The sequence below is a fragment of the Gillisia sp. JM1 genome, from assembly GCF_000424645.1.
Lineage (GTDB): Bacteria > Bacteroidota > Bacteroidia > Flavobacteriales > Flavobacteriaceae > Gillisia.
In genome coordinates, this window is record NZ_KE384219.1 from 609,975 (window position 1) to 635,099 (window position 25,125).

The window sequence follows — 25,125 nt, forward strand, 5'->3', positions numbered from 1 at the left end:
TGACGGTAACAACCTGTAATCAATTAATAAAAAACTATTTACTGGAACAAAAGCGGACATACAGAAAAATTATATTCATAACCTGATCTCTCCGTACACAGGCTTAATAAAATAACCATTTAAAAAATCACTGGTATGGACCTGGCTTTGGAGGATCACTCCCTTTTCTGAGCCTTCCAGCAAAAGCAGCGCAGATTGCAGTAAAGGAGCTGCGGTAGTAGTTTGAATTGCACGAAGCCAATGCTTTCCTATTTTTTGAGGCAGGATCCTGTTGGAAACTTCGATTTTTCGCCTGATGCCCTTATCGTCTTTCCCCTCTGCTGAAGCAAACAGGATGATCTGGTCTTCCTCGATATGAGGGATCACCGCTTCCATTCTTTCCTGTAATTGTTTCAATACATTTTTGCTTTTCCCCATGGAATTCAATTGCTCCCCAACCCAGGCGTAGTGTCCCGGCAACCTAAGGGTCTTATAATCCAGGGATTTCACCTGGTTTTCCAGAAATTTAGGTAAATCTGCTGCACCACCGGAGGTTAGATCTTCTTCATAAGTTTTTCCGTCAATGATAATAAGTGCTCTTTCAGAAAGGGAGGGTAAAGTGCTTTCTTTGTTATCGCGAATTACTACCGCATCTTTTAAATATTCTGTGGCCACTCCCACTGGACTCCAGGTGAATCCATAATAGTGTGGGGCTACCGCGTGTTTAGTAAGTGCGCCGACTTTAAGAGCGATAGAATCCACTTGTTTCACCTTATATTTTTCACAAAATTCTTGAAAGAGATGGTGCCCTAAAACATCGATATAACCGGGCGCCAGTCCGGTTTGTAATAAGAAGCCGGTATCTGCATCCTGAGCCAAAGCTTTTATGCTTTCGGTTTCTGAAACATATTCGGTGAGATTCGCATAATGCATAGAGTAATCTTTTGCCAATAACGCCATCTTGGGCGCCAGACTACCCGGAAGACAATCAAGAAGAATATCCGCTTTATTAAGAATTTCTTTTTGACTGTCTGTGATATCATCTAAGGGTAATTCAAAACACTCGATCTCAATTTTCCTGGAAGCACCCTGTTTGATCCAAGATGCCATTTTTTTTGCGTTGTCCAGATTGCGGTTGGCTATAAAAAGCCTAGGACATACCGCACTTAATTCCGCAAGCATAAGTCCAGCTGCCTGAGCAATCCCGCCAGCACCTGCGATGATGATATTATATTGTTTATTCATACTTAAAGTTAAGTAATTTTTGATTCTTTAAAAGAATTTTTATCTAATATTAAATACTTAAAGGAAAGAAGGTCACCACCTTAAAATAAATATACAATTTTTGTCAGGACTTGGTTTACAGCAGAGACATAGGAAGCCAATATATGATTTAACTCTTGCTGTTTTACCATTTCAATAAACGACGAGAAGCATGGCCAATGTAAAATTAAGATTCCAAGCACAGAAACCCTTAGTGTGATGGCTTTGATCCAGGCAGGGAGTTCAAATTTCAAAAAGGGATAAATCAAGAACCTCGTGGCGAGCCCAAGAGGTATGTCCCGATGGTTCGGGAGATAAATACTTTTAAAAATTCAATGCAAGCCCGCCTGAATGTTTCGGGCAGGCCTCGGGGAATTAACCCTCAATGAGGGATTAAAATAAAAAAGCAGGAAAAGAATGAACTGGAAAACAACCAGCAAATAATCCCTTTCTCTATACACTCATGAGATCATCAAGTTAAAGTATTATTTTTTGGACATCGATTTCCATATCTTTTTACCAAGGCTTACAATTGCCAGGACGATAATACCAACTACCAGACCCAGTAAAAACTCCACGATGATTGAAGGAATACTTTCAAAAAGTCCGTGTAGAAAATCTATATTATGAGAGAAAATCCCACCAGAAACGAGTAATAAAGCAATTGTACCTATTATCGATAAACTTTTGATCACTTTTGGTAAGGCACTTACCAGGAATTTTCCAATTTTATCAGAAAAACTATCCTCACTATCATTGAAGTCGATCAGTTTTGCTCCAAATTCATCCATACGAATAATCAGTGCTACAATACCATAAACTCCCACAGTTGCGATCAAAGCAATGATAGTAACCACAATTATTTGCGTTGAAAGAACTTGAGTGGCCACCGAACCTAAAGCGATGATAATGATCTCTACCGAGAGTATAAAATCAGTAATAACTGCCGATTTGATCTTTCCCTTTTCTCTCGCTAAAACTTCTTCTTCTGAAAGCTCTTCTAAAACCGGCTTTTCTGAGGCATGAGCATGTGGAAAGAAATATTCATAGATTTTCTCTGCACCTTCATAAGCCAAATATAAACCACCAAAAATTAAAATTATGATGATCGCTGCGGGTACAAACGCACTTAGCAGAAATGCTACCGGTAGAATTATGACCTTATTGAGTAAAGATCCTTTGGTAATAGCCCAAAGGACCGGGAGCTCTCTCGAAGAAATAAACCCAGAGGCCTTTTCGGCATTTACCGCTAAATCATCCCCTAAAATTCCCGCCGTTTTTTTACCGGCGACCTTAGTCATTACTGATACGTCATCCATTAGGGCAGCGATATCGTCTAATAGTGCAAAAAATCCAGATGCCATATAATTCTTAATTAATGTGCCAAGTTAAGTTTCATTTTTCAAATTGATACAAAGAGCGATTAGATTTAGTAAAACTTTGACTAATTTCTCTTGAGGCCATCACTTAGTAAATTACGAAAGACAGAAATCTGTAAAGCATGGAACCTCTCCAGTGACCAGAAGTTGTTCCTATATATCCCATATTTTCTATTGGAAAATAATCCTCTCCACCTTCAGCATACCAAAAAATACTACTCTTTGAACTGTGAAATGAGTTCTTTATATCAATAAAGTTCCTCGATGCAAGCATACGAGGTATTTAGTAGAAGAAAGGTTTCTCGATGAAAACCTTAAGTTTTCAAACTTTCCTCTTCGTACGATGCAAGCATCGGGGAATTAAACCCTAAGAGATTAAAAAAGCAACTAAGAACGTCTTTAAAGGAATTTATATGCTTCAAATAAACTTAGATTTAACATAAAAATGTTAAAGAATGTTAGTATAATTTAAAATAATATTTATAAAAAGTAATTTCAATAAAAGGAGAAAAAGTTTCTTCAAAATAGTATTTAATTTAAAAATATTCAAAATGAAAACACCAAATTATGATGATAAAGTAGGGAAGCACCCAATCCCTCATGCCGAAGGAATCGCTAAAGACGAAAAGAGAAAAGACGAGAAGAAAGAAGGTGACAAGAAAAAAGAAGAGGGCAAAAAAAAGTAGAGGATAATATTGTAAGAGGTGAATTTTCAGAATCAAGAACCTCGGGGCGAGCCCACGAGGTATGTCCCGATGGTTCGGAAGGAAAATACTTTTAAAAATTCGAGGCAAGCCCGCCTGAATGAAATTCTTTTCGGGCAGGCCTCGGGGAATTAAACCCTCAATGAGGGATTAAAATTATAAAATTAAAACAATATCTTTTTTAAATTTTGTAAAAGCCTCACTTATCTATACTAAATCAAAATATTAAATCTAATAATTTAAATAACATAATTATGAGTAAAGACAGTCCAAACCCAGAGAAAACAAGTAAAAAAGAACAATCCATTAATCACGAAGCCACGCAAGGAAAGAAAATAAACCACCAGGTTAAGGATAAAAGGGAACATACAGAACCTAGAGATAATTTATCTTCAAAATCATAAAAAAGAGTTTAAAAGAATATTTAGCTTAACAGCGTATTTCTAAATATCCTTATGCTCTAGTATTCCCTCGAATTTGTCTTTCAAGTTCAGGATTAAGAAATTTAAAAGCCACTTGAATAAGTGGCTTTTTTTTATAAACTATTATTACTTTGTTTCTTTGACAGAAAGCCTAAGAAAAAGCCGTTCACCAAAATCTAATTTGTATTCATACTTTTGCAAATTGGAAGTTTTAGAAATTTTATAAACATTATTTTTGGCAGGATTAATCAAATTTTTTAGAAAGAACAGGGAAGAAGTAGGTTTTGGATGGATGCTCACTTTTCTATCCAGTTTTGGGCAAACTTTTTTGATCTCTATTTATGTACCTGAAATACTAAAAACTTTCGACATTTCTAATGGGCTTTTTGGAAGTATTTATGCGATCGCAACAGTGACTTCTTCAGTCATTATGCTATCTGTAGGGCATCTTGTGGATCATAAACCTATTAAAATAATAACGTCAATTACCGTAGCATTACTTGCTGTTTCTTCTTTTCTTTTAGGAATTTCTCATTTGAGTATCGCTATTCTTATAATTGCCCTTATTGGGCTAAGATTAACCGGTCAGGGATTAATGAGCCATATCAGCCTAACGGTCATGTCAAGACATTATGATCTGGATAGAGGAAAAGCCTTGAGTATCGCTTCGCTAGGTTACGCCATTGGTGAGGCTATTTTCCCTATTTTTATTTCAACACTTATTCTTTGGTATGATTATGAAGTTGCCGCGATGGCCAGTGCAGCTTTCCTATTGTTATATCTATTCAGATTATATTTTTCTGATCTTACACATTTTGATAAAGCATTGGAAATGGCAACCAAACCTTCGGCAGGATCCTTAATTAAGGAGTACAAAAATCTACTGAAAACCAAAGCCTTTTTCATCTTAATGCCGGTAAGCTTTGCACTCAGTTTTACCATAACCGCTGTCTTTTTCTATCAGTATGTGGTGGTGGAAGATAAAGGATGGTCGGTTTCATTATATGCCAGTTTTTTCACCGTATACGCATTAACCAGAGTCATATTTTCAATTTACGGGGGCGTATTAGTAGATAAACATTCTGGCAAGAAAATGTTTCGCTACTACCTGATCCCTTTTACTTTGGGATTACTCCCATTTGCATTTTCCGATAGTATTTTTGGAGCCCTGGCTTTTTTAATCCTTGCCGGAATTAGTGTTGGGATGGCTGGAACGGTTAAATCTGCAGTTCTGGCGGAAGTTTACGGAACCGAAAAGTTAGGAACCATTAGAAGCGTTTTCACCATGTTCATGGTTTTAAGTACGGCTTTAGGTCCGCTAATTTTTGGAACGCTAATGGATATGGGAATATCATTCGGATCTATTCTCTTTGTTACTGCAATAATCTTGGTGCTTATTATTTTGAATGCACAACGCATAAGCACATTAAAATAACCTCTACTGCACATACCTCTGAGAATATATTATTTTAATTTTTAGACCAATTCAAACAGCTAAAAGCTAAACTTAGTAACAGTAAAATGGTTCTATGAATTGTGAAAATAGAGGCTATAGCTACCTCTTGAAATAGAAATTTTGTTCCTTTATTAGAACTCCAAATACTAAACAAAATCCCATTGGTTGTTGCCGAGCCTAAGGTAGTTCTAGATTGAAATCAAGAACCTCGGGGCAAGCCCACGAGCTAATGTCCCGATGGTTCGGGAGGGAAATACTTTTAAAACTTCGAGGCAAGCCTCGGGGAATTAAACCCTCAATGAGGGATTAAAATTATAAATTCCCATCAAGTAATCTTGATGGAAATTCTTTGTTTAATGACTTTTAGAATAGAAAGCACAAAGCTAAATTTCTTTATCTAACAGACATTTCATTAATTAACAATCCATTACTGCATGATATGAAGCGAGGTAAAATCTTTATCTATGATCAAGGTGTTGTCTCCATTTACTTTTACCGCCTCAAAATCTATTTCTTCATTATCTATCTGAATTTTGGAGATATTGAACGGTACTCCAATCAATTTTAATTTGAAAGTTTTATAACCTGTGATAAAAGTACCTGCTTTGTGTTGCTGAATGATCAACTCGTTCGTTTTTCCGGTAAGTTTGAAGGTTCTTAAACTGAATCTGCCCTTGGTATAATCATAACCATCATGAGCATCATCGTACAGAAACGAATTTTCTTTTCCCTTTTTATAATAGACCTCTAATACTACCTCATTAATCTCCTTTTCTCCTACATACTGCTGAATTGGGTATTTGGGGATTATAGCTCCTTCTTTTATAAATAGCGGCATACTATCCAGATCTGCCTCTACCCAAACCTCCTTACCGCCAGAACTGAACTTGTTATTCCAGTAGTTATACCAGTTCCCTTTAGGAAGGTATAATCTTCGCCCTTTAGAATTAGCTTCTATAATTGGACACACGAGTATCTGGTCTCCAAATATAAATTCATCTGTTCTGTAATGAGTTTGAATATCTTCCTGATCATATAAAACTAAAGATTTCAAAATGGGGGTTCCTTCATTTAAATAATGCCAGAAAGAGGTATACAAATAAGGTAAAAGTTGATATCTAAGTTCAATGAATTTTTTAACTACTCTAGTGATCTCCTCTCCAAACATCCATGGTTCTTGTTCTCCATGATCTCCTGAAGAATGAGTTCTGCAAAAAGGATGAAACACTCCTAATTGGATCCAACGTGCATATAGCTCTCCGTTAGGTTGTTCTGCAAATCCTCCAATATCACTTCCAATAAATGAAAATCCTGAAAGCGCCATTCGCTGTGCCTGCACATTAGCGATCCATAAATGTTCCCAGGTAGCTATATTATCTCCTGTCCAAGAAGAAGTGTATCGTTGTGTACCAGCATATGCTGCACGTGTTATTACAAATGGTCTCTTAGGATATCCAAACTTTTTTAATCCCTGATAAGTGGCCCTAGCCATTTGCATTCCGTAAACATTATGTGCTTTCCTATGGCTACATGGATTTCCATCGTAATCATGTCTTACATCATCTGGAAAGGTTTTGTTGGGAACTTCCATTATTGCAGGTTCATTCATATCATTCCAAACCCCTTTTACTCCGATATCCTCTATAAGTTCTTTAAATAATCCAGCCCACCAATCTCTCACTTTCGGATTCGTGAAATCTGGGAAATAACATTCTCCCGGCCATACCTTTCCTTTCATATAAGGACCATCGGCTCGTCTGCAGAAATAATCGTTTTCTAATCCTTCTTTAAAAACCTCGTAATCTTTATCTATTTTAATTCCCGGATCTATGATCACTATGGTTTTAAATCCATCCTCTAGCAGCTCCTGCACCATTCGCTTTGGATCTGGGAAATATTCTTTATTCCAGGTAAAGCATCTAAAGCCTTCCATATAATCTATATCCAAATAGATAGCATCACATGGTATTTGTAGCTCTCTGAATTTGGCTGTTACCTCTTTAACTTTAGATTCCGGATAGTAACTCCATTTGCATTGATGATACCCAAGCGTCCACAGTGCTGGTAGTTGATGAGGCTTTCCAGTTAGATCGGTATAATTAGCAACTACATCGGTCATTTTTGGACCATAGATAAAATAATAATTCATCTCCCCTCCCTGTGCCCAAAAACTGGTTACGTTCTTACGCTCATGAGCGAAGTCAAAAAAGGTTCTAAAGGTATTATCGAAAAATATACCGTAAGATTTCCCGTGATGTAAGCCCGTGTAAAACGGTATTGCTTTATAAATTGGATCTGTATCCTTACCATAGGCATAAGAATCTGTTACCCAATTCTCAAATCTTTTTCCTTTAAGGTTCAAATGCGAAGGCTTATCCCCCAAGCCATAATAGCTTTCACCATCCTGAGAGGTTTTGCTCATCTTAACAATATCTCCTCCAAACTCATAACTCTCCTCCCAATGGAATCCTAACTCATCATGACTAATCAAGGTATTATCCTTGGCATCATAAATATTTACTTTTAGATTTATTTTATTTATGTGACAGATTAGTTTTTGAGTAGTGATTATATAATCTTCCGCCGCTTCCTCGATCTCTAAGTAATTATAGCCAGTCCTCGCATATTTAGTGATGGCATACGAAAAATCTTTGTCGAAGTTGGATGTTGTGGAATATCGGAATCTTATAACACTATCTCGAACAATGGTTATTTGAAGCGTTACATCATTTTCCGTTCGAAAATCCAGAACGTCAATGTTCTTATTATAGGAAACTATATTGTTAGGAAACTGATTTCCTTTTAGTGCTAATTCTGTATTAGTGATCATAGATAGGGTTCTAAAAAATAATTTATAAACGTACTAAAAAAACCAAAATCTGTTAGTTACTATTCCATAATAATAAAGTCCTTTTATTACTTAAAATGCAATTAAAGCGCCTAATTTCCAACATTTTACTATTACTCATCTATGTGCTTAAAAACTACCACTCCTAAAGGTGGAAGCGTAATATTTGCTGAAAATCCTCCTTGATTCCAAGAATTTTGGGATACCTCAACACTTTCAGCATTTTTAACCCCACTACCTCCATAAGGCAGTAGATCGCTATTGAAGATCTCCTTGATATATCCTCTTTTGTTTAGTCCGATTTTATAATTTTCCTTTAGGCTTGGAGTGAAATTACAAACCACAAATACATCATTTTGGGAATCATGACCCTTTCTTAAAAAGGAAAGCACCGAATTTTCATTGTCATCATATGCGATCCACTCAAATCCTTCAGTACTAAATGCTTTTTCATAGAGCGCCGGCGTTTCCTTGTAGAATAGATTGAGATCTTTTACGAAATTCAGCATACCTTTATGCGGTAAGAATTCCAATAAATTCCAATCTAAACTCTTTTCAAAATTCCATTCCTCATACTGAGCAAATTCGGATCCCATAAACAAGAGCTTCGCACCAGGATGCATAAACATAAATGCATATAGGGTTCTTAAATTTGCAAATCGCTGCCACTCATCTCCGGTCTGTTTGCTTAAAAGTGACTTTTTACCGTGTACAACTTCATCATGAGAAAGCGGTAACATAAAGTTTTCCGTAAATGCATAAGCCAGACTAAATGTTAACTCATTCTGATGAAATTTTCTATGGATAGGATCTTTGCTGAAATAAGCCAGCGTATCATGCATCCATCCCATCATCCACTTCATTCCAAAACCTAAACCTCCCTGACCTACAGGTTTTGTAACACCGGAAAAAGCAGTAGATTCTTCTGCTATGGTTTGCACTCCTTCAAAATTATTATACACCGCAGTATTGAAATCCTTCAAAAAAGATACAGCTTCCAAATTTTGATTACCTCCAAATATATTTGGTTCCCACTCTCCTTCTTCTCTGGAATAATCCAGATATATCATTGAAGCTACTGCATCTACCCGCAGTCCATCTATATGATAATATTCCAGCCAGAAAAGAGCATTGCTTATTAAAAATGAACGCACTTCATTACGCTCATAATTAAAAATCAGACTTTTCCAATCTGGGTGATATCCTTTTTTGGTGTCTGGATGTTCATAAAGATTAGTCCCGTCAAACAAGCCCAATCCATGTTCATCTGCAGGAAAATGCGCAGGTACCCAGTCCAGAATTACTCCTATATCATTCTGATGAAAAGCATCTATTAAATACATAAAATCCTGAGGAGAGCCGAAACGAGAAGTAGGTGCAAAATATCCTATAAGCTGATAGCCCCAAGAAGGATCATAAGGATATTCCATGATAGGCATTAGCTCAACATGAGTGAAGTTCATTTCCTTCACATAATTCACCAGTTCAACCGCTAGTTCTCTATAGCTTAAAAATTCCCCTTCCGGGTTTTTCTTCCAAGACCCAAGCTGTACTTCATATACAGAATATGGTTTATCAAGGTCATTTTTGTCCTTCCTATAACCCATCCAGTTCTTATCCTTCCAGCTGTAATCTTTGATGTCCCAGATTATAGAGGCAGTATTTGGAGATTTTTCAAAATAGTGTGCATAAGGATCTACTTTTTCGGTAATTATATTATTGTTATTGGAAGTTATCTTGAATTTATAACGCATTCCTTTTTTAGCCAAAGGAATAAATCCTTCCCAAATTCCGGAGGAATCCCAACGCACATTTAGCATATTCTCCTTTCCATCCCAAAAATTAAAATCGCCCACCACTGCAACAGATTTTGCAGAAGGTGCCCAAACCGAAAAGTACACACCATCCTCTCCTTCAAACTGCATAGAGTGTGCACCAAACTTTTCATAAAGTTTAAAATGTTTACCCGCTCTAAATAAAGAAATATCAAAATCTGTAAATAAACTGTGAGCTTTTACCTTGGACATATTTTTGGGCTGCTAATTAAAATGTTTGATTGTCTGTAAAGTTTCATAAACTTACAAGGGACGTCTTTCTGTCCCGACGCTTCGGAAATTTCAGAATCTCGTAAAACTGTTAATCATTACAATTAGTTGAGACCCTGAAATGAATTCAGGGTGACGAGATCTCTATAATGAGTAATAATCTCAAATCTCATAGCCATCTGGAATAATTGCTCCCTTTTTCACTACTACGATTCCTTCTTTTATAAAATAAGTATCAGTTTCCTTTTCTTCCAACTGCGCACTACCATTAATTTTTACATTATTTCCAATACAGCAGTTTTTATCTAAAATGGCGTTATTAATATTGGAGTTTTCACCAATTCCCATTGGGATCTTTGTGTCCCTTTGTTCCAAATCCTCTAAAGTTTGATAGCTGTCACTTCCCATCATATAGGTATTACTTACAGTAGTTCCACTTCCTATTCGAGAACGAATTCCAATTACGGAACGTTCTATTTTGGCAGCAGTTATCAAACAACCATCAGCAATTACCGCTTTGTTCAGAATAGTACCAGAGATCTTGGAAGTAGGAAGTAAGCGTGCATGGGTATAAATTCGTTTCGAACTATTATAAAGATCAAATTTTGGGATATCATCTGTTAAGCCAAGATTAGCTTCAAAAAAGGATTCTATATTCCCTATATCTGTCCAATAACCTTCAAATTGATAGCTTAGCGTTTTATGTTTATCGATATTCTGCGGAATTATTTCTTTTCCAAAATCAACGGTTGAGTTATCATTCATGAGTTCTACCAAAAGATCCTTATTGAAAATATAGATACCCATCGAGGCCAGATGATTTCTTCCCTCTGCTTCCATCTCTTCACTTACCGGTGAAGTCCAATCTTTTAATAGTTCGGTTTTTGGCTTTTCGATAAATGAGGTAATCAAATTACTTTCGTCTGTTTTAAGAATTCCAAATGAGGTTGCATCTTTTTCAGAAACCGGAAGGGTAGCGATAGATATTTTAGCATCTCGTTCTATGTGCTCTTTCAGCATGTCATTAAAATCCATCTGATACAATTGATCTCCTGAAAGTATAAGTGCGTATTCAAAATCATGATTTAAAAAATGATGCATACTTTGTCTCACAGCATCTGCAGTTCCTTGAAACCAAGTGTTGTTTTGAAGAGTTTGTTCAGCAGCTAACACATCTACAAAGGCAGAACTAAAAAAACTGAAATGATAGGTGTTCTTTATATGCGTGTTTAATGATGCTGAATTAAACTGGGTAAGCACGAACATTCTTTTTATATCTGAGTTGATACAGTTGGAAATAGGAATATCTACCAACCTGTATTTCCCTGCTATTGGAACTGCCGGTTTAGACCTTGTTGCTGTTAATGGATACAATCTGGAACCTTGGCCACCGCCCATAATAATTGCTAATACCTTGTCGTTGATCATGAATACTGAATTAAAGATTTGTATAAATTAATATATTTCTCAGCCGATGCATCCCAGGAATGATCTATTTGCATGATCATCTTTCTGGTTTCTTTTAACTTTGAAGAATCGCTATAAAACTGAGTTGCTCTTTTTATAGATTTATAGATTCCCGTTACCGTATTATCAGTGTGTAAAAAACCAAACCCACCTTCAGAAATATCCACCACTGTATCTTTTAAACCTCCTATTTTATTTGCAATGGGAATTGTTCCATACCTAATGGAATACATCTGATTAAGTCCGCAAGGCTCCACACGAGAAGGCATCAATAAAAAATCCGCTCCTGCATACATTTCATGAGAGAGCACCTCATCATAGCCTATAAATGCGTTATACTTTTTTGGGTATTTGCTGGTAAGCTTCTTCAGTTGCTCCTCAAGCGTTTTGTTTCCAGAACCTAATAAAAGTATAGAAATATCGAGATTTTTTAAAGCCATCTCAAACAACTCATAGAAAAGATCGGCTCCTTTTTCTTCTACAAGCCTACCAATAAAAACGAATAATGGTTTTTCTGGCTCTAATCCAAATTTATCACATAACCAATCCTTAGAAGCTTGCTTTCCGGAATCGCAGTTTGAAATACCATATTTCGACGCTATCATATCATCCGTTTCCGGATCCCACACCTTTGTATCTATTCCGTTCAATATCCCACTACATTTCTGACTTTCAGAACTAATTAAACTTTCCAATCCATTCGCTTTAACTTTCAATTCTTCCATATAACTTGGAGAAACAGTGGTAACTTGCCAAGCGCTTTTAATGGCTGTAGCCAGCGGATTAATACTGTTATCCCAATCTAACAGTCCTATATGAGATAAGGGAAATGTTGGAATTAGATCTATTTTATCATGAGAGAACCAACCTTGATATTGTGCGTTATGAATGGTAAATACGGAAGGTATGTTCTTTAATTTTTTGTATTTATTTATGTGAGACATCATAAAAGGGATCAGCCCTGTATGATGATCATGGCAATGAATAACATCTGGCAATTGTTTATTCTGAATTATCCAATCTAAGACAGCAATTTGAAAGGCCAAAAATCTTTCGGTGTCATCTTCAGAGTACACATATTCTTTAAATAATAATTCGGGAATATCTACCAAATAAATCTCAAATCCTAAGTTCTCTTTTTCTGGAATTAAAATTTTAAAACTCAGGGATTCATTCCCCATTTTTAAATGCCCTTCATATACAGTTTTAAATTTATGGGCTTGGGTGAATTTATTTTTATAGAATGGCATCACTACTTGACTTGAAGTTCCTGCGCTATTTTGATATTTAGGTAAAGCTCCTACAACATCTGCCAATCCGCCAACTTTAGCAATAGGATAACATTCGGCACTTATATGTATGATTTTCATTTAATTTTTTCTCAGTTACTAAACTTACAAAAAATATTTAAGCTATAATTATCTCTTATTGGCGTGAATAGGGTTTGTATTTCAGTTTCATCTCTTTTGAAAAGACTTAATGCTAATTCAAAATTTGTTGAAATTAAAATTGGATTACCAACTGTCACTACCCCACTTGTAATGAAAGAATTTAGAACGATTATATTTGATCGCTTTCAGAATATTTTGAAAATCTAATATTCAATATAGCAGAAGTGAAATGATTACTTTTAATTTAAATATTACATCTAAATTTATTGAGGTTATTAGTAACTGCTTCTATGTATGGCTCCAAACAATTATTAGACTATCTTGTAGAAGATAAGTTAAATTTCAATTTTCCTTTCATATGCAAAGCGATAGCAATTCAATTTTCCCAGATTCCACAGCTGAAATTTCTTTTAACCTGGAGCAGTTTTTTCAACTAACTCCAGATATTGTTTGCATTGCAGACCATAATGGAAATTTAAAGAAAGTAAATCCTGCGTTTTCAAATATTCTTGGATATAGCATGGAGGAACTACTTGATAGTCCTGTTAGCAATTTTATCTATTCTGAAGACAGACTTAAAACTTCTCGCTTTAGAGATAATCTTAGAGAGAAAAACCCTGTTTTAAATTTTGAGAATAGGTATCTCACGAAAAGTGGAAATATTATATGGCTTTCCTGGACATCGATCTCGGAGCCCGAAAGTAAATTGATATATGCCATTGCAAAAAATATAACTCATGTTAAAAAACTGGAGGAAGAACGAAATTTACTGCTAATAGATCTAGCAAAATTAAATGCCGATCTTAAAAAATTCACCTACACCACAACACATGATCTAAGGGCACCTGTTAACAATCTTCTATCTCTTTTTAGCTTATTAGATCTTTCTAAGATCGAAGATGAACAAACGCTGGAATATATAGAATTGCTTAATTCTTCTACAATTCAAATGAAAAACACTCTAGACAAGTATGTAGATGCTGTGAGTCAAGAGAAAAAAATAAATATTCAGGTTGAAGTTATAAGTCTGGAAGACACCCTTTTCATGGTTCTTAATTCGATAAATACCTTGATTCAAAAATCGAATACTACTTTCAACGCAGATTTCTCTGAAGCTCCCGAAGTAAACTTTAGTTCTTTTTACTTACAGAGCATTCTGCTTAATCTTATTTCTAATTCAATTAAGTATTGCAACCCAAAAATAGCTCCAGCAATTACTATAAAATCAAAAAAAGTGAATAATGGGATCCAGTTATCATTTTCGGATAACGGAATTGGGTTCGATATGGAAAAGGTTGGAGAATCTATATTTGGCCTTCATCAAAGTTTTCATAATAATGGGGACAGCAAGGGAATAGGGCTCTATCTTGTACAAAGCCACATGGAAAGTTTAGGTGGTAAAATAGCTGTAACCAGCCAAGTAAATGTGGGAACTACCTTCGTACTAACTTTCAAGGACTAATTTTCACTGCCTAAAAAATGAATGTAAGTTAAAAATACAGGGCAAGCCCAAAACAAATTTGATGGCATCTTTCTGTATTTTTAGACTAAACTAAAATCACAATAAAATTTAACTACAGTAAATTAATTATTGCTTTAATATTTATCCAACCTTTTTAAGCCATTTTCCAATAATTCAAAAATACAAAAATCCCATAAACACTAGGTTTACGGGATTATTTTCTTTGCTACAATTGCTGTATTTTAAATTATTTTAAATCAAAACGATCTAAATTCATCACTTTGGTCCAAGCATTTACAAAGTCTTTCACAAATTTTCCCTGTGAATCTTTGTAACCATAGACTTCAGCTATTGCACGTAACTCCGAGTTGGAACTAAATACAAGGTCTGCTCTGGTTGCAGTTCCTTTAGCCTCACCTGTTGTACGATCTGAACCTTCAAATACATTTTTATCATCAGGATTCGGGTGCCACTTCGTACGAATATCCAATAGATTTATAAAAAAGTCATTCGTAAGAGTTTCTGGTCTATCTGTAAACACACCATGCTTAGAATCATTAAAATTCGTTTTCAGAGTTCTCATACCACCTATAAGAACTGTAAGTTCTGGGGCACTAAGTTTAAGCAATTGTGCACGATCTATTAACATTTGTTCAGCAGAAGCAGCAATATGATCTTGGTTTCTAAAATAGTTTCTAAAACCATCGGCATTCGGCTCTAAAGGTGCGAATGCATCAATATCTGTTTGCTCCTGGGATGCATCTGTACGACCTGGAGTAAATTCTACATTTATTTCATGTCCTCCATTTTTTGCTGCTTTTTCTAGACCAGCACTTCCTCCAAGAATAATTAAATCTGCAATAGAAACCTGTTTGTTTCCGGATTGCCTGTTATTGAAATTAGAGCGAATTTCTTTCAAAGTATCCAATATTTTTGACAGTTCTGAAGGATTATTCACCTCCCAATATTTTTGCGGGGCTAAACGCAAACGTCCGCCATTTGCTCCACCACGTTTATCCGAATCCCGGTAAGTAGAAGCTGATGCCCATGCAGTTGATACTAACTGAGAAACAGTTAATCCAGAATCAAGAATATTTTTCTTTAGTTCTACTATATCGTGATCATTTATTAATTCATGATCTACTGCTGGAACTGGATCCTGCCAAATTAGTTCTTCTTTTGGAACGTCTGGTCCTAAATAACGTGATACTGGTCCCATATCACGGTGCGTTAATTTATACCAAGCACGAGAAAATACGTCTGCAAACTCATCAGGATTCTCATGGAAGCGCTTGGAAATTTTAAGGTATGCTGGATCTTCACGTAAAGAAAGATCTGTAGTTAACATAAATGGAGCATGACTTATAGTAGGGTCATGTGCATCAGGAATAGTCCCAGCTCCTTCATTATTTTTTGGTTTCCACTGGTATGCACCAGCTGGGCTTTTGGTTAATTCCCATTCGTATTTAAAAAGATTATCAAAATACATGTTGGTCCATTTTGCTGGAGATGCTGTCCATGCACCTTCTATACCACTAGTTATAGTGCTAGCTCCATTTCCTGTACCAAAAGAATTTTTCCATCCTAATCCTTGTTCTTCTATCCCTGCTCCTGCTGGCTCTATTCCTACATATTCTTCAGGATCTGCAGCGCCGTGTGTTTTTCCAAAGGTGTGTCCTCCAGCAATAAGTGCTACCGTTTCCTCGTCATTCATTGCCATACGACCAAAAGTTTCACGAATGTCGCGTGCTGATCCAATTGGATCTGGATTTCCATTTGGTCCTTCTGGATTAACATAGATGAGACCCATATGAGCAGCCCCAAGTGGATTCTCTAACTCATGATCGCCAGAGTAGCGCTCTTCATTTCCTAACCACTCTCCTTCAGATCCCCAGTAAATATCCTCCTCTGGTTCCCAAATATCTTCTCGTCCACCAGCAAAACCAAAGGTTTTAAACTCCATAGACTCTAGAGCACAGTTTCCTGTTAATACTATTAAATCTGCCCAAGATATTTTATTTCCGTATTTCTGTTTTATTGGCCATAGTAGTAAACGTGCTTTATCAAGATTTGCATTATCTGGCCAACTGTTTAAGGGTGCGAAACGTTGAGAACCAGAACTAGCTCCACCTCTACCATCACCTATTCTATAAGTTCCTGCACTATGCCATGCCATTCTAATAAAAAATGGTCCATAATGACCATAATCTGCAGGCCACCACTCCTGTGAATCTGTCATTAGATCGAAAAGATCTTTCTTTACTGCTTCCAGATCTAATTTTTTAAACTCTTCTGCATAATTAAAATCTGTCCCCAAAGGATTAGATTCCTTAGAATGTTGCCGTAAGATTTTTAAATTTAATAAGTTTGGCCACCAATCACTATTTGAAGTTCCACTACCTGCAGAGAAATTTTTAGCTCCTCCCATAAATGGACACTTGCTAGATTCGTTTACTTCCCAAACTTTGTGATTATCTGGATTGCTAGAATTATCGTTAGACATTTTTAAAGTTTTATATTATTTATAATTCAAATCTATGATAATATTTATTTATAATATTAAATTTTCAATCGATAAAAACTATGATGATTAGGCTAAACTTATAATTATATTATTAATCTATAATTATACCCCAAAATAAAACACTATAAGGAAATCAACTATATACTATTTGAGTAAAAATCTATGATTCAGAAATCATAATAATTTTGATATTTAGATTTAGTACTGTCAGGTAAAAAAATTCAGGATTTCAGTGGGGCTAGAAGTTACGTGGATTAAGACTGTTTTCAATGTTTAGGAGCTTTCTATTGGAACACAGAATTATTTTTCTCTTTTTGGAAAATTCATACAGATTAAAATATTTATTTTTAGTTAGTTGGAATAAAGTCTGACGTCTTGAATCTTGCAGCGCAGCGATCTAATATCTTTTGTCGGACGACAATGATTTAGATTCATTTCTGTTATCGATTTTGAAAACAAAAAGCTTAGCATCATTTTGAATCAATTTATTGATCTCCTAAAACACTTTCCAAACTTTTTATGCATTTATTCAATCATTTTAGATTAAGTCCGTCATTATATTCATGAAATAAACAATTAAATATTAATAACATAAACATTAGGCATGTTAATTGATAATTCTCAAATGCAACTAATTCAGCCTTTCTATATATTTTTTAAACCTTCAAAATTATGGAAGTAAAAAAAAACTACAAAAGCAGATCTTAACAAGCGAACCGTATTATTCTTGCAAATTGGTCTAATCCTGGTGCTTTTAATCGCCTATTTCGTTGTACAATGGCGTTGCTACGAAAAAGCAGAAATAGTGCAAGATCAATCCTTAAATGGGCCAGTAGATGAATTGGAAATACCAATAACGATACTACCTACTCCGCCACCCCCAAAGTTGCCCGTGGCTCCAGATGAAATTAAATTGATCCCCGATGATGAAGATAAGGAAGAAGACCTTATTAAATCTTCAGAAATAGATACTGAACCAATAGCCAATGTAGATGCTATTATTGAAGTAAAAAAGGACGATGAGATCGAAACGGTTCCATTTATTTTAATTGAAGACGTTCCAATATTTCCCGGTTGCGAAAATTTAAGCAATAACACAGAACGGAAAGATTGTATGAGTGAAAAGATCACCAAATTCATCAATAAAGAATTCAATGTAGAACTTGGAAGCCAGCTTGGCTTAAAAGGCATCAACAAAATAAATGTAATGTTTAAAATTGATACCAATGGTGATATTATAGATGTACTTACTCGAGCTCCTCATCCAAAATTAGAACTGGAAGCACAGAGAGTAATCCAGGCATTACCAAAAATGAAACCAGGAAAGCAACGAGGAAATCCTGTAATAGTTCAATATGCAATACCTATTATATTTAAAGTTCAAGATTAAATCCCCAACATTGTTTAGTTGTAAAATTGCGCTTGTAGCAATACACCGGTATTTTTTATTCTACTTGCGATCCTTGATAAGGATACTGCGGCTGAAAATAGAATGGTTTATAGAAAGTCCTATCATTAATTAACCAGTTGTTGCTCTAGGAACCAAATTAGTTTTCACCGTAATTTTCGATGAAACAGCTACCCTTGAAAAATTATTATGGGAAAAGTTACTATCTCTCCTAATAAAATATCTAACAGGTTTTCCGCTGCGCGCGTATTCCGTGGAGAAATAAAAATAACACAATAAAACTGTGAATTTGAAAAGAAGTTAACTGAAAATAGAACTTTAGGAAACTCGACAATTTAATCTAGCAAGTCCTTGTGAATTCTTAAGCAACTAATAAATTGATAAACATCAAGACTAAATTACTGATTTACAGCATTAAAGCAGGGATTTTATATTGATGGAATATAAAGATATCTAATTATCTAAAGACTATTCTAGAAACTATAATGTCAGGCATCAATTGAAGATTTTTAAATACCCTGGAGAAACTACACTTAATAACTTATTTATGCGTCATTTGATGAAGCTATAGAAGATATAGAAACAGAATTTTAAGTCGATAAAATTTATTTGGTCCTTCAGAGATTTTTTCCCCTGCAGTAGAAGCTAAAAAAAACTATCACTTGGGATTATAAAGGACGTCAGCATTTTATAATTACAGTTTACCCGGTTTTCTAAGCCATATTCATGGTAATTGTAGCGTCCATATTTTTCCTGGCTACACACATTAAAGGAAGTGCACTAAATTGCGAATTTGGATTTCTCCCGAAAAGTATATCACCTAATCTATATTTAAAGGCTGCCTTATCAATATTTCCATCAAATATTTTGGTGTCTACAGTATGGTTATGAGTGTAAATTTTCACATCAAAACCATTTGGTTTTAAGCTCTTTTCAAAAAGTTCTTTTGAAACACCATGACCCGGTTTATGATGGATTTCCGTTTTTAAAGCCCAATATTGCTGTCCCTTTTCCTTATGGAATCCATATCCGGTTAGTCTATAAAACAGAGTTCTGCTTTTCCAAAGCAATAAGGCCAAACCTTTATAATTCCATGCAGGTTTTTGAGGATCATGATCGGTAATAATAGTTCCTCAGGGTTTTAAAATACGGGCTGCTTCTGAAAGTACAGCAGGCATATCATCACAATGATGCAAAGCAGCATTTAAAATTACAGTATCTGCAAAACCACTTTTAAAAGGGAGGTTAGATACATCTGCCAGAACGGGAAGATATCCTGATTTTTTTTGCAAAATCCAAAGATTTTACTGCAACGTCAATTCCAATTAAAAGTTTAGGCTTTTCTTCAAAATTGGCAAAGACATTCCCAGGCCCGCATCCTAAATCTACTACGATTTTATCAGAATAATTTCCAAGTGCAGTTTTCCATAGACTGATAAATTCAACATCCCTATGACAGTAGATTAAATATTCCTATGCCCATTCGGAATTCTTAAAAAAATAAGCATTTGCTTGTAAACCTTCTGAAGCGCTTTTAGTTATATCAAACTCTACGTAGTTATCGTGGTATACTGGTTTTACGCTATCGTATAAATACGGGTTCAGTCTTTTATTTCAAAATTTTCGTTTCCATCCTTAAAAGCAATTAACATTGCATTTTATCCGAAATAATTTTTAACATTAAAAAAAGTCAAAAGAGTATATAAAGATTTCAGAACGATTCTAATTAGTTTACTATCATAACGTTAAAAATGTTAAATATTATTTAAATAGTGCTCTTTAACGATTTTTTAATATATTTGACCGATATAAAACTACATATATGAGCGGAGATTCTTTTTCTATAGATCAATTAAAAGCAAATTCTCATTTTATTTTTAATAAGATATTTTTCTTCAAAAACGAAATTGAGCAAAAAGCTTCCTCATTGAATGTTGAAAAAAAGACAAATTCCTACAACTGGAAAATTGAAGGCATTGAAACTTTAAACAGTTTTTGGAATAGATTAGTTTCTGACCCTGAAAGCTTCAATCAAAATTTAGGTGAGAATATAAGTACAATACTGGAAAAAGAAAAGATGCTTTCTGCATCTTTGAAGGTTCAATCAGTTCTTTCCCGCGAATTATTATTAGCAAATAATTCTGAGTTACTACTCAACGCAATAGAAAAATGCAACAAAATATTCCATGAGGATTTTCCTGGTGATTTTATTTTGGAATATAATGGAAATAGATTGGGTATGTTCTTGTTAGAGATATGTTATGACTTTCAGAATAAAGCCAACATCGATTATAAATTTAACCCTGAAATTAAAAGTTTTAAAGGACTTTTTTAAGCATTATAAGGGTATTTTTTATTGTAATAATATCCTGATTTAGTTCCCTCCCCCCGAACATAAGTGCCCCAAATCCACTACAATCTATATGAAATACCTACCCTTGGTATGTGCACTACTGGCATATGCTATACCTCAATGTCAACCCACCGATTTTGCTAATAAAGACGAATCTATTATATTATCGGCGATAACTGATACCGCAGGAGGTGATGGGGTAGGCAATGGAGGTTCTATAGCTTTTTCTGTTGGTCAGATCTTTTACAATGTAAATTCCGATAACGATTATATTGTATACGAAGGAATACAACAGCCTGATATTGAAAATACAGCTGCAAAACCAGCCTTAACAGAAACTAAAATTAAATTATCAACCTATCCAAATCCTGTAGTGGATTACTTTATAATTGAAACCTCTGACTTGAAAGATAAAAATATCACTTATAAATTGTTCGACCTTTCTGGAAAATTGATTATGCAAAGTAAACTCATAAAACCAAAAACAACAGTAAATACTTATAATCTTCAATCGGCACTTTATCTTCTCTATCTTACAGAAGATGGCCAGCATATGAAAACAGTTAAAATATTAAAGAGATAAAGAGATAAAGAAATGAAATGGATACTTAGCTTTATATTGATGGCTACTACAATTATTGAGGTTGTTGCCCAAACTCCTGATAAAATGAGTTACCAAAGTGTTATTAGAAATAGTAGTAATAAACTTGTTAGTGCTTCAGATGTTACTGTTAAGATACTGATTAAACAAGGCTCAGCAAATGGTTCAATTGTTTATGAGGAATCTCATTTGATAGCAACAAATGCTAATGGATTAGTTTCTTTCCAAATTGGAACAGGAACCAAAATAATTGGGGAATTTTCAAAAATTAATTGGTCACAGGGACCTTATTTTATAGAAAGCAAAGTGGATCCAAATGGTGGTAGGGATTATTCAATAACCGGAATTAGCGAAATGCTTAGCGTACCTTATGCTTTGCATGCAAAAACTGCAGATGCTTTTACTGGTAATATTTCTATGTCTCAAATTTCAGATTTAGATCTCAAAGTGAATGCCGATAATTCTACTTTCGATGGCTGGGATAAAAATGCACAGGATGACTTTTCTGGCGATTATCTGGATTTAACTAGTTTACCAGATTTTTATACTAAAGAGGAAATAGACAAACTTTTTGTAGATGTGAATGTTGATGGTGGGTTAGCCCAAACTTTAAATTTGATTAATGATCGTCTCTCCATCTCTGGTGGAAATAGTATAAAATTATCCAATTGGGATACCGATGTTACAGACGATTTTTCCGGAGATTATCAAGATTTAAAAAACCAGCCTAAGCTTTTTAGCGGCAATTATGTGGATTTATATGATTTACCAGAATTGTATAATAGGCAGGAAATAAATGCGCTGCTTGCAAAAATTGAAACTTCAGGTGATATTCCTCAAATGCTGGAATTGAATGGTGAAAAACTTAGAATATCAAATGGAAATTCTATCTCCTTCGAAAAATGGGATACTAACGTTGACGATGATTTCTCTGGGAAATTTAATGATCTTCTGGATAAACCAGAGCTTTATAACAAACTGGAAATTGACAATCTTATTAGTGGAATTGAAACAACAGGTAGTGTGCCTCAAAATTTGAACTTAGAAAAAGCAACCTTAACCATTTCTGGAGGAAATTCTATTTCTTTCGAAAAATGGGATACTAACGCTGAAGATGATTTCTCAGGGAAATTTAGTGATCTTCTGGATAAGCCAGAGCTTTATAACAAACTGGAAATTGACAATCTTATTAGTGGAATTGAAGCAACAGGTAGTGTGCCTCAAAATTTGAACTTAGAAAAAGCAACCTTATCCATTTCTGGAGGAAATTCTATTTCTTTCGAAAAATGGGATACTAACGCTGACGATGATTTCTCAGGGAAATTTAGTGATCTTCTGGATAAACCAGAGCTTTATAACAAACTGGAAATTGACAATCTTATTAGTAGAATTGAAACAACAGGTAGTGTGCCTCAAAATTTAAACTTAGAACAAGCTACCTTATCCATTTCTGGAGGAAATTCTATTTCCTTTGAAAAATGGGATACAAACGCTGACGATGATTTTTCAGGAAATTATTCCGACTTAAAAAACGCCCCTGCACTATTTAGTGGAAATTATATAGATTTAGAAAATACTCCTATCTTATTTAGCGGCAAATTTAAAGACTTAACCGAGGTACCCGAATTATATACCAAAAACCAAGTAGATAGCTTGGTGGTAAATCTTGATGGTGGTGGCGGAGTTGCCCAGTCATTAGCTTTGGAAAACACTAAACTTTCTATCTCTGGAGGAAACGCTATTTCTTTTGAAAACTGGGATACCAACGTTAGTGATGACTTCTCCGGAATTTATTCCGACTTAAAAAACGCCCCCGCACTATTTAGTGGAAATTATATAGACTTAGAAAACACTCCTTCCCTATTTAGCGGCAAATTTAAAGACTTAACCGAGGTACCCGAATTATATACCAAAAACCAGGTAGATAGCTTGGTGGTAAATCTTGATGGTGGTGGAAGTGTTGTTCAATCATTAAATTTGGAAAACACAGAACTTTCCATTTCTGGTGGAAACTCGATTTCCTTTGCGAATTGGGATACCGATGCTAGCGATGATTTTGACAGTGAGTACACCAGTTTAAAAAATGCTCCAAAATTGTATACCCAAGCGGAAGTTGATAGTATAAAAACAGAAATTTTAATACAAGTTGATAACGCGTATTTAAAAAAACCAACTGTAATTATTATTCCTTCTTCAAGGAATATATCGCAATCGGATATTGGGAATACAATTGCATGCACCTCCTCGGCTACGTTAACTATCAATGCCGGATTTTCGGCTATGAAAATTGGCGATGTTATCAATATTGAAGTTCATGGAACTACATTAACATTAGAAGGTTCAGGAGTTATATTAAATGGTGTAAATTCAGGGAATGCAACCATAGGAAATAATAAGGCATACACAGGAGGAATTCTAAGAAAAACAGGAACAAACACGTATATTGTATTATAATGAGAGTACTCCTATATTTTTTATTTTTCCTTGTGGGTGGTAATTCCCTAATTGGACAGAACTATTATTATTCCTTAGAGGAAACTCAAGAAACAATTCCCCAAAACGCAATAGTTATTAGTACGGTTGAACAACTTATTGCAAATATAAAATCAGGAGCTACTTTGTATTTGCTTTCAGGCACTTATACCCTAACTTCTAGAATTAACTTAAGAAACATATATAACCTAAATATTTCAGGGGCTGATGGGGTTATAATTGAGGGAAACTTGGAAAATTTAATAAGATTTGAAGAAGAAGCACAAAATATTACTTTCAAAAATATAGGTTTTAATTCAATCTATACTTCAAAATCACTTGATTATGGTGGCCTTATTTATTTTAATAATGCAAGTGCTGAAAATATCCTTTTCGATGGATGTAACTTTACTTGTCCTTACACAAATACCAATGGACTAAAATTTGTTTCTCAAGGACCTTACAGATCCAAAAATATAGTGATAATTAATAGTAAATTTCAGGATATAGGTAGAATGGCAATTGAGACTGTAAACCATGATGCAGACGATGTTGTTAGAATAGAAGATATTACTGTAAAAAACTGTTCTTTTAACAACCTTGGTACGGCATCTATATATGGAATGGCTGTCAGTTTAAGTGGTACTGGAAGAAACGCAATTATCTCGAATAATACTATTGTAGATGCAAGGGATCGTGGAATTGAAAACGTGGCCTGGGACAATGTAATTATTCAGGACAACACGTTAACTTCTATAAAAAATGCCTATAATCCAATTTCCATGAATAGAAGATCTGGAGGAAGCAAATATATGACAGGTGTATCAGTAACCGGAAATTCTGGAACTGTCTCGGGAAGTGACCCTCATTTAATCGAACTTTACAATTGTGATGGATTAGAATATTCAGAGAATTCATTTAATGCTGATGCATTACATTTAAATGATGTCAAAAATTCAACCTTTACGAATAATTTTCATTCTTCTGATGGGGGAATAGGCTTATATGTAGAAGATAAAAGTAATAATAATTCATTTTACGATAATACTTTAATTACCACCAGGGATTATGCAGTTACCATATTCTTCTTTTCCGGAGCTACTGGCAATACATTAAATAGAAATGAAGTTATAAGAACGGGAATTGGAGGGTCAAAATACGTTGATGAAGATGGAGGAAATATTAATTTAGATCTGCCCTATTAGGAGTACATCACTTAAGCAGAATAATCTAGCTTGTTGGGTTTAATTCCAAAATGAATTGACATTAGCTGTATTTTTATGAATGACATAAATAACTATTCATTCGTAAATTTAATGCGGTAACATCAAGATATAATATTGGATACTTC

At 34.8% G+C, this 25,125-nt stretch carries 19 protein-coding genes; 9 read left to right on the forward strand and 10 right to left on the reverse strand.

What is annotated here, in order from left to right; all coding sequences use genetic code 11:
* Window positions 1-75 precede the first annotated feature (75 nt).
* From H033_RS0117180 to H033_RS21700, 3 genes are all read right to left on the reverse strand, one after another.
* Window positions 76-1,224, reverse strand: a complete 1,149-nt coding sequence (locus H033_RS0117180; RefSeq protein ID WP_026839401.1) for a saccharopine dehydrogenase family protein — start codon at window positions 1,222-1,224, stop codon at window positions 76-78.
* 503 nt (window positions 1,225-1,727) lie between these two features.
* Window positions 1,728-2,606, reverse strand: coding sequence for a DUF808 domain-containing protein (locus tag H033_RS0117185; RefSeq protein ID WP_026839402.1), 879 nt, complete (start codon window positions 2,604-2,606; stop codon window positions 1,728-1,730).
* Between the two features lie 103 nt (window positions 2,607-2,709).
* Complete coding sequence (locus tag H033_RS21700) at window positions 2,710-2,895, reverse strand: hypothetical protein (RefSeq protein WP_155827868.1); 186 nt, start codon at window positions 2,893-2,895, stop codon at window positions 2,710-2,712.
* A 277-nt stretch (window positions 2,896-3,172) separates the two neighbouring features.
* Here H033_RS21700 and H033_RS22330 point away from each other — a divergent pair, with 277 nt between their 5' ends.
* From H033_RS22330 to H033_RS0117200, 3 genes are all read left to right on the forward strand, one after another.
* Entirely contained in the window at window positions 3,173-3,307 is a 135-nt protein-coding gene (locus tag H033_RS22330) for a hypothetical protein (RefSeq protein WP_262489321.1), read from the forward strand.
* Window positions 3,308-3,579: 272 nt separating this feature from the next.
* The gene (locus tag H033_RS21865) at window positions 3,580-3,729 is read left to right on the forward strand and encodes a hypothetical protein (protein ID WP_196809465.1); all 150 of its coding nucleotides are present in this window, start codon (window positions 3,580-3,582) and stop codon (window positions 3,727-3,729) included.
* A gap of 253 nt (window positions 3,730-3,982) precedes the next feature.
* On the forward strand, window positions 3,983-5,182 hold the full coding sequence (locus tag H033_RS0117200) for an MFS transporter (RefSeq protein WP_026839403.1): 1,200 nt from the start codon (window positions 3,983-3,985) through the stop codon (window positions 5,180-5,182).
* Window positions 5,183-5,630: 448 nt separating this feature from the next.
* On the opposite strand, the gene H033_RS0117205 is transcribed toward H033_RS0117200, so the two are convergent.
* The 4 genes from H033_RS0117205 to H033_RS0117220 all read right to left on the reverse strand — a co-directional run bounded on the left by H033_RS0117205 (window position 5,631) and on the right by H033_RS0117220 (window position 12,933).
* A complete protein-coding gene (locus H033_RS0117205) occupies window positions 5,631-8,033 on the reverse strand; it encodes a glycoside hydrolase family 31 protein (protein ID WP_026839404.1) in 2,403 nt (800 codons plus the stop codon).
* Between the two features lie 131 nt (window positions 8,034-8,164).
* Window positions 8,165-10,078: a 1,4-alpha-glucan branching protein GlgB gene (gene glgB, locus H033_RS0117210; RefSeq protein WP_026839405.1), complete on the reverse strand. Its 1,914-nt coding sequence runs from the start codon at window positions 10,076-10,078 to the stop codon at window positions 8,165-8,167.
* A gap of 180 nt (window positions 10,079-10,258) precedes the next feature.
* Window positions 10,259-11,524, reverse strand: a complete 1,266-nt coding sequence (locus H033_RS0117215) for a glucose-1-phosphate adenylyltransferase (protein ID WP_026839406.1) — start codon at window positions 11,522-11,524, stop codon at window positions 10,259-10,261.
* Window positions 11,521-12,933 (reverse strand): glycogen synthase, encoded by a 1,413-nt coding sequence (locus tag H033_RS0117220; protein ID WP_026839407.1) that lies wholly within the window; start codon window positions 12,931-12,933, stop codon window positions 11,521-11,523. The genes H033_RS0117215 and H033_RS0117220 overlap by 4 nt, the downstream gene beginning before the upstream one ends.
* Window positions 12,934-13,312: 379 nt before the next feature.
* On the opposite strand from H033_RS0117220, the gene H033_RS0117225 reads away from it, so the two are divergent.
* Entirely contained in the window at window positions 13,313-14,416 is a 1,104-nt protein-coding gene (locus H033_RS0117225) for a PAS domain-containing sensor histidine kinase (RefSeq protein WP_051228049.1), read from the forward strand.
* Window positions 14,417-14,663: 247 nt separating this feature from the next.
* Here the strand turns inward: H033_RS0117225 and katG are convergent, their stop codons facing one another.
* Window positions 14,664-16,919, reverse strand: a complete 2,256-nt coding sequence (gene katG, locus H033_RS0117230) for a catalase/peroxidase HPI (RefSeq protein WP_026839409.1) — start codon at window positions 16,917-16,919, stop codon at window positions 14,664-14,666.
* Window positions 16,920-17,667: 748 nt separating this feature from the next.
* Between katG and H033_RS20575 the strand changes: the two genes are divergently transcribed.
* Entirely contained in the window at window positions 17,668-18,330 is a 663-nt protein-coding gene (locus H033_RS20575; protein WP_231367654.1) for an energy transducer TonB, read from the forward strand.
* 731 nt (window positions 18,331-19,061) lie between these two features.
* On the opposite strand, the gene H033_RS21870 is transcribed toward H033_RS20575, so the two are convergent.
* Window positions 19,062-19,427 (reverse strand): hypothetical protein, encoded by a 366-nt coding sequence (locus H033_RS21870; protein ID WP_196809466.1) that lies wholly within the window; start codon window positions 19,425-19,427, stop codon window positions 19,062-19,064.
* 54 nt (window positions 19,428-19,481) lie between these two features.
* Complete coding sequence (locus H033_RS21875; protein WP_196809467.1) at window positions 19,482-19,640, reverse strand: class I SAM-dependent methyltransferase; 159 nt, start codon at window positions 19,638-19,640, stop codon at window positions 19,482-19,484.
* A gap of 530 nt (window positions 19,641-20,170) precedes the next feature.
* On the opposite strand from H033_RS21875, the gene H033_RS0117245 reads away from it, so the two are divergent.
* The 4 genes from H033_RS0117245 (at window position 20,171) to H033_RS0117260 (ending at window position 24,979) form a co-directional block, all read left to right on the forward strand.
* Window positions 20,171-20,683: a hypothetical protein gene (locus H033_RS0117245; RefSeq protein WP_026839410.1), complete on the forward strand. Its 513-nt coding sequence runs from the start codon at window positions 20,171-20,173 to the stop codon at window positions 20,681-20,683.
* Between the two features lie 88 nt (window positions 20,684-20,771).
* Window positions 20,772-21,284 carry a T9SS type A sorting domain-containing protein gene (locus tag H033_RS0117250; RefSeq protein ID WP_026839411.1) on the forward strand — a complete coding sequence of 171 codons (513 nt, stop codon included), beginning with the start codon at window positions 20,772-20,774 and terminating at the stop codon, window positions 21,282-21,284.
* Between the two features lie 12 nt (window positions 21,285-21,296).
* Window positions 21,297-23,756, forward strand: a complete 2,460-nt coding sequence (locus tag H033_RS21075) for a hypothetical protein (protein WP_155827869.1) — start codon at window positions 21,297-21,299, stop codon at window positions 23,754-23,756.
* A complete protein-coding gene (locus tag H033_RS0117260; RefSeq protein WP_026839412.1) occupies window positions 23,756-24,979 on the forward strand; it encodes a hypothetical protein in 1,224 nt (407 codons plus the stop codon). Before H033_RS21075 ends, H033_RS0117260 begins: the two co-directional genes overlap by 1 nt.
* The last annotated feature ends 146 nt before the right edge of the window (window positions 24,980-25,125 follow it).

Coding starts and splice junctions, on each gene's coding strand:
- H033_RS0117180 (WP_026839401.1), bottom strand. CDS start 1,224: ATGAATAAACAATATAATATCATCATCGCAGGTGCTGGCGGGATTGCT.
- H033_RS0117185 (WP_026839402.1), bottom strand. CDS start 2,606: ATGGCATCTGGATTTTTTGCACTATTAGACGATATCGCTGCCCTAATG.
- H033_RS21700 (WP_155827868.1), bottom strand. CDS start 2,895: ATGCTTGCATCGAGGAACTTTATTGATATAAAGAACTCATTTCACAGT.
- H033_RS22330 (WP_262489321.1), top strand. CDS start 3,173: ATGAAAACACCAAATTATGATGATAAAGTAGGGAAGCACCCAATCCCT.
- H033_RS21865 (WP_196809465.1), top strand. CDS start 3,580: ATGAGTAAAGACAGTCCAAACCCAGAGAAAACAAGTAAAAAAGAACAA.
- H033_RS0117205 (WP_026839404.1), bottom strand. CDS start 8,033: ATGATCACTAATACAGAATTAGCACTAAAAGGAAATCAGTTTCCTAAC.
- glgB (WP_026839405.1), bottom strand. CDS start 10,078: ATGTCCAAGGTAAAAGCTCACAGTTTATTTACAGATTTTGATATTTCT.
- H033_RS0117215 (WP_026839406.1), bottom strand. CDS start 11,524: ATGATCAACGACAAGGTATTAGCAATTATTATGGGCGGTGGCCAAGGT.
- H033_RS0117220 (WP_026839407.1), bottom strand. CDS start 12,933: ATGAAAATCATACATATAAGTGCCGAATGTTATCCTATTGCTAAAGTT.
- H033_RS0117225 (WP_051228049.1), top strand. CDS start 13,313: ATGCAAAGCGATAGCAATTCAATTTTCCCAGATTCCACAGCTGAAATT.
- katG (WP_026839409.1), bottom strand. CDS start 16,919: ATGTCTAACGATAATTCTAGCAATCCAGATAATCACAAAGTTTGGGAA.
- H033_RS0117245 (WP_026839410.1), top strand. CDS start 20,171: ATGAGCGGAGATTCTTTTTCTATAGATCAATTAAAAGCAAATTCTCAT.
- H033_RS0117250 (WP_026839411.1), top strand. CDS start 20,772: ATGAAATACCTACCCTTGGTATGTGCACTACTGGCATATGCTATACCT.
- H033_RS21075 (WP_155827869.1), top strand. CDS start 21,297: ATGAAATGGATACTTAGCTTTATATTGATGGCTACTACAATTATTGAG.
- H033_RS0117260 (WP_026839412.1), top strand. CDS start 23,756: ATGAGAGTACTCCTATATTTTTTATTTTTCCTTGTGGGTGGTAATTCC.